The organism is Kitasatospora sp. NPDC058965 (genome assembly GCF_042741245.1).
Taxonomy (GTDB): domain Bacteria; phylum Actinomycetota; class Actinomycetes; order Streptomycetales; family Streptomycetaceae; genus Kitasatospora.
In genome coordinates, this window is record NZ_JBHYKG010000369.1 from 1 (window position 1) to 7,838 (window position 7,838).

General features: G+C 75.2%; 5 protein-coding genes and 1 pseudogene. 3 read left to right on the forward strand and 3 right to left on the reverse strand.

All coding sequences use genetic code 11. The features are described from left to right. Window positions 1-26: 26 nt before the first annotated feature. On the reverse strand, window positions 27-2,855 hold the full coding sequence (gene ppc, locus ACFW1A_RS35810; protein ID WP_380416856.1) for a phosphoenolpyruvate carboxylase: 2,829 nt from the start codon (window positions 2,853-2,855) through the stop codon (window positions 27-29). 191 nt (window positions 2,856-3,046) lie between these two features. Here ppc and ACFW1A_RS35815 point away from each other — a divergent pair, with 191 nt between their 5' ends. Beyond that, window positions 3,047-4,321, forward strand: coding sequence for a sensor histidine kinase (locus tag ACFW1A_RS35815; RefSeq protein WP_380416858.1), 1,275 nt, complete (start codon window positions 3,047-3,049; stop codon window positions 4,319-4,321). 14 nt (window positions 4,322-4,335) lie between these two features. Here ACFW1A_RS35815 and ACFW1A_RS35820 read toward each other — a convergent pair whose 3' ends face one another. Together ACFW1A_RS35820 and ACFW1A_RS35825 are read right to left on the reverse strand one after the other, a co-directional pair. Further along, a complete protein-coding gene (locus ACFW1A_RS35820) occupies window positions 4,336-4,926 on the reverse strand; it encodes an SUKH-3 domain-containing protein (RefSeq protein WP_380416869.1) in 591 nt (196 codons plus the stop codon). A gap of 70 nt (window positions 4,927-4,996) precedes the next feature. Further along, window positions 4,997-5,491 (reverse strand): YwqJ-related putative deaminase, encoded by a 495-nt coding sequence (locus ACFW1A_RS35825; RefSeq protein WP_380416861.1) that lies wholly within the window; start codon window positions 5,489-5,491, stop codon window positions 4,997-4,999. 258 nt (window positions 5,492-5,749) lie between these two features. Here ACFW1A_RS35825 and ACFW1A_RS35830 point away from each other — a divergent pair, with 258 nt between their 5' ends. Continuing rightward, window positions 5,750-6,751, forward strand: coding sequence for an SMI1/KNR4 family protein (locus ACFW1A_RS35830; RefSeq protein WP_380416866.1), 1,002 nt, complete (start codon window positions 5,750-5,752; stop codon window positions 6,749-6,751). A gap of 46 nt (window positions 6,752-6,797) precedes the next feature. Continuing rightward, window positions 6,798-7,838: pseudogene (locus ACFW1A_RS35835) on the forward strand (hypothetical protein); the annotation flags it as partial.

Consider the following 7,838-nt stretch of genomic DNA (forward strand, 5'->3'; position numbering starts at 1 on the left):
GGGGCCGTTCGCGTCCTGGCGGTGCGTCAGCCGGTGTTGCGCAGGCCGGCCGCGATGCCGTTGACGGTCAGCAGCAGCGCGCGGGCCCGCAGCGGGTCCTCGGTGCGGCCGGCCGCGGCCTCCTCGCGCTGCCGGCGCAGCAGCGCCACCTGCAGGTAGGAGATCGGGTCCAGGTAGGCGTCGCGGACCGTGAAGGTCTGCTTGAGCACCGGGTTGTGCTCCAGCAGCTCCGACTCGCCGGTCAGCCGCAGCACCTCACGCAGGGTCAGCTCGTGCTCGGCGGTGATCTGGTCGAAGACGTGGCGCAGCTCGGCCGGGACCAGCTGCTCCACGTAGTGCCGGGCGATCCGCAGGTCGGTCTTGGCCAGCGTCATCGCGACGTTGGACAGGAAGTTGCGGAAGAAGTGCCACTTCTCGTACATCTCCGGCAGCACGTCGCCCAGGCCCGCCTCGCGGGCGGCGGCCAGGCCGGAGCCGACGCCGTACCAGCCCGGCACGATCTGGCGGGACTGGGTCCAGCCGAACACCCACGGGATGGCCCGCAGGCCGTCCAGGCCGGCCCCGGAGTCGGGGCGCCGGGACGGGCGCGAGCCCAGGTGCAGCGAGGCCAGCTGGTCGACCGGGGTGGCGGCGAAGAAGTACTTCGGCAGGTCCTCCTGCTCCACCAGGGCCCGGTAGGCGGTGTGCGCCGCCTCCGAGACCTGGTCCATGCAGGCGTCCCAGCGGGCCAGCTCCTCCGGGGCCTGGCGGGGCGCGGTGTGCAGCGCCGAGGCGGCCAGGGTGGCCGACAGGGTCAGCTCCAGGTTCTCCCGGGCCAGCGAGGGCAGCAGGTACTTGTCGGAGATCACCTCGCCCTGCTCGGTGACCTTGATCTCGCCCTCCATGGTGCCCCAGGGCTGGGCCAGGATCGCCTCGTGCGAGGGGCCGCCGCCGCGGCCCACGGTGCCGCCGCGGCCGTGGAACAGGCGCAGCCGGATGCCGTAGCGGTGGGCCACGTCGCGCAGCCGGCGCTGGGCCCGGTGGATCTCCCACTGCGAGGTGGTGATGCCGCCGAACTTGGACGAGTCGGAGTAGCCGAGCATGACCTCCTGGATGTCCCCGCGCAGCGAGACCAGCAGGCGGTAGGAGGGGTCGGAGAGCATCTCCTCCAGGATCCGGTCGGCCTGCTGCAGCTCGTCGGTGGTCTCCAGCAGCGGCACGATGCCGATCTTGGCGATCCCGGCGTGCAGGTCGATCAGGCCGGCCTCGCGGGCCAGCACCGCGGCCGCGAAGACGTCGTCGGCGCCCTGGCACATGGAGATGATGTAGCTCTCCACGATCTCGTCGCCGAACCGCTCGAAGCCCTCGCGGATGGTGGTGAAGACGCCCAGGGTCTTGGCGCCGGCCGGGTCGAGCGGGGCCGGGGTCGGGGCCAGCGGGCGGCGCGAGCGCAGCTCCTTGGCGAGCAGCTTCTGGCGGTACTCGCGCGGCATGTCGTTGTACCGCCAGGCCTCCTCGCCGAGCCGGTCGAAGAGCTGCCCGAGCGCGTGGTGGTGGGCCTCGGCGTGCTCGCGCACGTCCATGGTGGCCAGCTGCAGGCCGAACGCCTCGATGGTGTTGATCGCCCGGGCCAGTCGGCCGTCGGCGATCAGGCCGCCGCGGTGGGCCCGCAGCGAGTCCTGAACCAGCCGCAGGTCGGCGATCAGCTGACGGGTGCCCAGGTAGTCGCGGCCGTGCACGTGCGGGGTGCCGTTGGCCAGCCGGTCCCGGGTGTTCTCCAGCTTGAGCCGCACGCAGGTGGCCTTGAGCCGGTAGGGCTCCTCGGCGTTCATCCGCTTGTAGCGCGGGCTCAGCTCGGGCAGCAGCTTGAGGTCGGCCTCCAGCGAGGCCAGCAGTTCGTCCGAGGCGCCGGCCAGTCGGACCGAGGTGGAGAGCGAGTTGCGCAGGTCGTCGACGGCCGCCAGGGCGTCCTTGATGCCGTACTCGTGCTGCAGGTTGAGCACGTCCCAGGTGACCCGCGGGGTGACGTTGGGGTTGCCGTCCCGGTCGCCGCCGATCCAGGTGCCGAAGGTCAGCGGGCGGACCCCGTCGGGCAGCGTGAGGCCGACCCGGGCCAGCTCCTCGTGCAGCTCCTCCAGCACCTCGGGGACGGCCTCGCGGTAGAGCTCGTCCAGGTAGTAGACGGCGTTGCGGGCCTCGTCGGTGGGCTCGGGGCGGGCGATCCGCAGCTCGTCGGTCTGCCAGAGCAGGTCGATCACCTCGGCCAGCCGGCGGTCCGCGCTGCGCTTGGCGGAGGTCTGCCGGGCGGCGCTGGTGTCGCCGGACAGGCCGGCCGCGGCGTGCTCGCGGTGGATGCGCTCCAGCAGCTCGCCGATCCGGCGCAGCTTGTTCAGCACGCTGCGGCGGGCGGCCTCGGTGGGGTGCGCGGTGAAGACCGGACGGACCGCCAGGTGGGCCAGGGTGTCGGCCAGGTGCTTGGGGTCGGCCTCCGCCAGCTGGTCGGCGGTCTGCGCCAGCAGCGAGCCCTCGCGGGCCCGGCGGGCGGCGAACTCGCGGCCGCGGTGCACCTGCTCGGTGACGTTGGCCAGGTGGAAGTAGGTGGAGAAGGCGCGCACCAGCTTGGCGGCGGTCTCCAGGTCGATCTCGCCGAGCAGTTCGGCGGTGGCCGCGCCGTCGGTGCGGCTCAGCAGGCGGACCTGCTCGACCAGGCCGAGCACCTCCGCGCCCTCCTGCCGGACCAGCGTCTCGCCGAGCAGGTCGCCGAGGCGGCGGATGTCGGCCCGCAGGGCCGCGTTGTCGGCGGCCGGGTCGGCGGCAAGTCCGGTGCTGGACTGCTCACTCGGGTGGTCGGCCGAGGTGGGGACCGAAGCGGTCACGGCTGGCTCCCTGGGGTGGTGGGGTACGGCAACGGCGGACCGCGCTGTCCGACCGGACCAGCATAGGTGGCGACCGCCCGCTGTCCGCGGCAGTGGCCGGATGGCGGACACGTTAGGGAGGCGCTCTTGGGCGCGGCTTGAACGGGGAAGTCGGTGGGGCCGTCCGGGGGCCCTCACTTAGGCTGGCCTCCATGAGCTTGTCGCCTGGGGAGGGCGCGCAGGGCCGCGGGTTGTGGTGGTGGGATCGGCGGCGCAGCGTTGCCCTGGACGTGTCACTGGCCGCGCTGGCCGCGCTGGAGTGCGCGGCGGGCGGCTGGTCGCTGGCCACCGGCAGCTTCCACCTGGGCGGGGCGGCCGCGGTGGCCGCCGCGGTGATCGGCGCCCTGGGCGGGGCCAGCCTGCTGGTCCGCCGGCGCTGGCCGGCCGTGCCGGTGCTGGTCTCGATCCTGCTGATGCCCGGGCTGTTCGGCATCGTGCTGCTGGAGGTCGCGCTCTTCACGCTGGCCTCGACCTGGCACTGGCCGATGCGCCGGGGCCGGGTGGTGGCGCTGTCCGCGGTGGTCTTCGTGGAGACCACCGCGATGATGCTGCTGATCTTCCTCACCGGCACGCCGCGGCCCGGCGAGCAGGTGCCGGCCACCTGGGTCTTCGCGCTGGTCGCGGTGCTGGTCGCGGTCGGCCTGACGGTGCCGCCGGTGATCACCGGCCTGTACCTGGGGGCCAAGCGGCGGCTGGTGGAGTCGCTCACCGACCGGGCACTGGGCCTGGAGGCCGAGCTCGACCTGCTGGCGGAGCGGGCCAGCGAGCGGGCCCGGCGCGCCCGGCTGGAGGAGCGCACCCGGATCGCCCGGGAGATGCACGACGTGGTGGCGCACCGGGTGAGCCTGATGGTGGTGCACGCGGGCGCGCTGGAGCGGATCGTGGCCCGCGACCCGGACAAGGCCGCGCAGAGCGCCAAGCTGATGGCCGAGACCGGGCGGCAGGCGCTGAACGAGCTGCGCGAGATCCTCGGCGTGCTGCGGATGAACGAGGACGCCGCGCCGGGTCCGGCGGGCAACGGGCTGGCCGAGCTGGCCCGACTGGTGGACCAGTCCCGGGCGGCCGGCATGCGGGTCACCCTCACCGTCAGCGGCGACCGGCAGCCGTACCGGGACGAGGCGGAGCAGACCGCCTACCGGGTGGTCCAGGAGGGGCTGACCAACGCGCACAAGCACGCCGGCGGGGCCGCGGTGGTGGTGCTGCTGGCCTACCTGCCCAACGGGGTGCGGGTGGCGGTGGCCAACGACTGCCCGGACGGCGGCGAGCAGGTCGGGCTGCCCAGCGGCGGCAACGGGCTGGTGGGCATGGAGGAGCGGGTGCGGGCGCTGGGCGGCAGCTTCACCGCCGGGCCGCAGGCCGGCGGCGGGTTCCGGGTGGAGGCGCTGCTGCCGTCCCGGCTGGTGCTGCGGGCCGACCGGCTGCGCTGAGCCGGCCGGGCCGGTCAGACCAGGTCGGTGATCGAGCGCAGCCGCTGCGGTGTGGTGCCCAGCACCAGGGTCGAGACCGCCTGGTCCAGGTCGTTGCCCAGGAACCACTCGCCGGTGTGGTCCAGGCTGAACACCCGCCCGGTCTCGTCGATCGCCAGTAGCGCCTGCCCCTGCTGCTCCTCGCCCAGCGGGGCCAGCCGGCAGTCCAGCGCCCGGCCCAGGTCGGCCAGGGTGCGCGCCTGGTGCAGCCCGCACAGCGGGTCCAGCAGGAACGGGGTGCGGGCCACCTCCCGGCCGGCCCCGGACAGCTCGAAGAAGAGGCCGCCGAACTCGGCCCAGGCCTCGATCGCGGCCGGGAAGATCTCGTGCGGGACCTGGTCGCTGGTGCGGTGGTCGAGCAGCTGGTCGGCCCAGTCCTCGGCCCGGCGGATCTCCCAGCGGCCGGGGTGCCAGCCGGCCTGCTTGAGGGCGGCGGCGACATCGGCCGAGAACCGGGGCGTGGTGCGGGGCGGACCGGCGGCGGTGGTGGCGTTCAGCGGGTGCTCCGAGGTCGGGGGACAGGGACGGCTCGCGGCGGTGGCGGACCGCCGGGCCGGGCGCGCCAGGGACGCGGGCGCCGGGTACTTCGCGGGTACTGCGTGAGCTCCGACGGGGACTGCGTCGGGTGCCGGCGGCTCAGCCGGCCGGGGCCACCGCGACGCCGAGGACCGTGAAGTGTTCCAGCAGCGGGGTGCACGAGCGGCAGGGCGGGGCGTGCGTGCCGTGCGCCGGGTCGCCCTCCTCGCGGATGCGCACCGTGGTCAGCTTGGCGCCCTTGAACGCCTTGCGGGCCTCGTGCAGGGTCAGCGCCTTCTTGGCGGCCCGCTTGGACCGGGCGGCGTCCACCGAGTCCAGGTACTGCGAGAGCAGCACCACCTCGGGGCAGCGCCCGGTGAACCGTTCGCGCTGCTCGACCGGCAGTCGGTCCAGGAACTCGTCCACCAGCGGGTGCAGCTGCGGCAGGGTGTCCGCCTTGCGGCCCACCAGGGTGTGCACCTCGCCGTTCTTCAGCGACAGGGCGGCGGCCACCGTGGGCAGCAGGCTGTCCCGGTGGTGGCGCAGCAGCGGGGCGCCGGGCGGCGGGGGCGGCGGCGTGACCGGGGTCGGGTGCGGGGCGGTGGTCAGGTCCACGGCGGCGCTGCCTCTCTCTGGTCACGGACGGGTCTGCGGGGTCAGCCTGCCAAACGGCTCGGACAGGGGATCACGCGGGGGTGTCGGCCGATCTGCTGACGAGATGTCAGCAACGGCCCCGGTCAGCCGTCGGAACGGGTCCCGTGCGGGGCCCGGACGCAGGGGTCCGATCAGTGCCGGGCCGGGGGGACCGCTCGAAGCCCCGAGCACATACCCTTGTGCCCGGTACAATCCGGCTTCAGCCATGGGGGCTTGCAGATGACGACAGGTCGGCCCGGCGCCGCCGCCGCGCCCAACGCGGCCTACGCGGGTCAGGTGGTCCACTTTCCCGACCCGGTGCGGGCGGCCAAGTACCCCGACGGGGTCCGGGTGGACGCCGCCGGCTACCCCGACTTCGGCCCCTACGCCAAAGCGGTGGCCGAGGTCGCCGACCCGCCCGAGAACTTCGGCGTGGACGAACTGCGGCTGACCGACTACGTGTCCGCCAACGCCGCGCTGTACAGCCAGGGCCACGAGCTCTGGGCCGACCAGCAGACCGCCGTGGCCACCCCGGCCGGCTGGACCTGGCACCACGCGGTGGGCGGCTCGGCCCCCGGCTGGCGCCGGATGGAGCTGATCCCGGTCGAGGTCAAGGCGCTGCTGCGGCACCACGGCGGGCTGGCCCGCTCGGCCGCCGACCACGGCCGGCGCGGCACCCGCCCGCTGCAGGACCGCCGGCCCGCGCACTTCTCGCTCTCCAAGGAGGGCGCCGACCCGGTCAGCGTCTCCGAGGACCTGCTGCAGGCGGCCGAGGAGCGGCTGGGCTACCGGCTGCCCGGCCCCTACCGCGCCTTCCTCAAGCTGGCCGGCGGCCGCGGCCCGGTCGGCGTGGCCCTGGACACCGAGCTCGGCATGCTGCTGGACCAGCCGTTCCTGACGCTGTGCGAGGAGTACGGGGTCGAGGACCTGGTCTACGCCAACAAGTGCCTGCGCGACCACCTGACCAAGGACTACCTGGGCATCGCCTACGCCCAGGGCGGCATCCTGGCGCTCAAGGTGCGCGGCGACCGGGTCGGCTCGGTCTGGTACTGCGTGTACGACGACGCCCGGGACACCGGCGCGCCGGAGGAGGCGGCGGACCGGGTGGCCCGGCTGCTGCTGCCCTGCGGGGACACCTTCGACGAGTTCCTGCTCCGGCTGGCCGGGAGCCCGCCGGAGCTGGAGACGGTGGCGGAGCTGATGGTGGACGGCGGCTTCGCGCGCGCCGTGCCGATGGGCTGAGGAACGGGGGAGCGGCAGTGGCTGAGACGGTGAAGGCGGTCCTGGCATGGTGACGTACGCGCAGGCAGAGGACCTGGCGACGGAATGGATCAACGGCGGAGTCCCGCAGTTCCAGCAGCGCGAGGTGCGGGTGCGGGAGTTCGACCTGGGCTACGTCTGCTGGGCGGAGGACCGGCCCGGCGGCCCGTCCTCGGACGGCGGGGCGGCCAAGCTGGTGATCGCCCGGGACACCGGGGCGAGCACGCTGTGGCCGCCGCTGCCGGTCAACGAGGTGGTGCGCCGCTACCAGGAGCAGTACGGCCGGCCGGTCGGCGGGGCGCGGGTGGACCTGTCCAAGCCGCTGCCCGGACCGGTGGAGGCGACCTCCTTCCTGCTCAGCCCGCCGCAGTGGGTCCAGGAGGCGGCCGCCGAGGCGATCGCGGCCGAGGCGGGCCGGCTCGGCGGGGCGCCCGTCGCGCCCGCACCGGCCCCCGCGCCGGTGCCGGCCCCCGCGCCCGTGCCCGTGGCGCCGGCCCCCGAGCCGGTGCTCCCGGCGCCCGTGGCCGCCGCGCCGGTGCCGCCCGCGCCGGTCCCGCCGGTCGTCGACGAGGTGCCCGCCCGCCTGACCGCGCCGCCGGTCTCCGACCGCCCGGCCGGTGACGCGCCGACCATGCTCGCGCCGCCGCCCAGCTGGGAGCTGGAGGAGTACGGCGAGGAGGAGCCGGAGCCGCTCACCCCGCCGGACGCCCGCACCGTGCGGATGCCCCCGCCGGTGTCCACCCGCAAGCTCGGCAGCACCCCGCCGGCCCAGGCCGCGCCGCCGCACGGGCAGCAGCCGCCCGCGGCCCAGCAGCCCCCGGCCGTCCAGCAGCCGCCCGCCGTGCCGCAGCCGCCGGCGGTGGAGTACGCGCCGACCATGCTGGCCACCGACGGTCCGCCCGGACTGATGGGCCTGCCCGGCGCGCCCGCCGCCGCGCAGCCGCCCGCCACCGCGCAGCCGCCGGCGGTGGAGTACGCGCCGACCATGCTGGCCACCGACGGTCCGCCCGGACTGATGGGCCTGCCCGGCGCGCCCTGGTCCCCGCCCGACCGCGGCCGCGCCGAGGGC

Excerpts from the sequence above, each read along its gene's own strand:
- ACFW1A_RS35815 (WP_380416858.1), top strand. The coding sequence starts at position 3,047 with ATGAGCTTGTCGCCTGGGGAGGGCGCGCAGGGCCGCGGGTTGTGGTGG.
- ACFW1A_RS35830 (WP_380416866.1), top strand. The coding sequence starts at position 5,750 with ATGACGACAGGTCGGCCCGGCGCCGCCGCCGCGCCCAACGCGGCCTAC.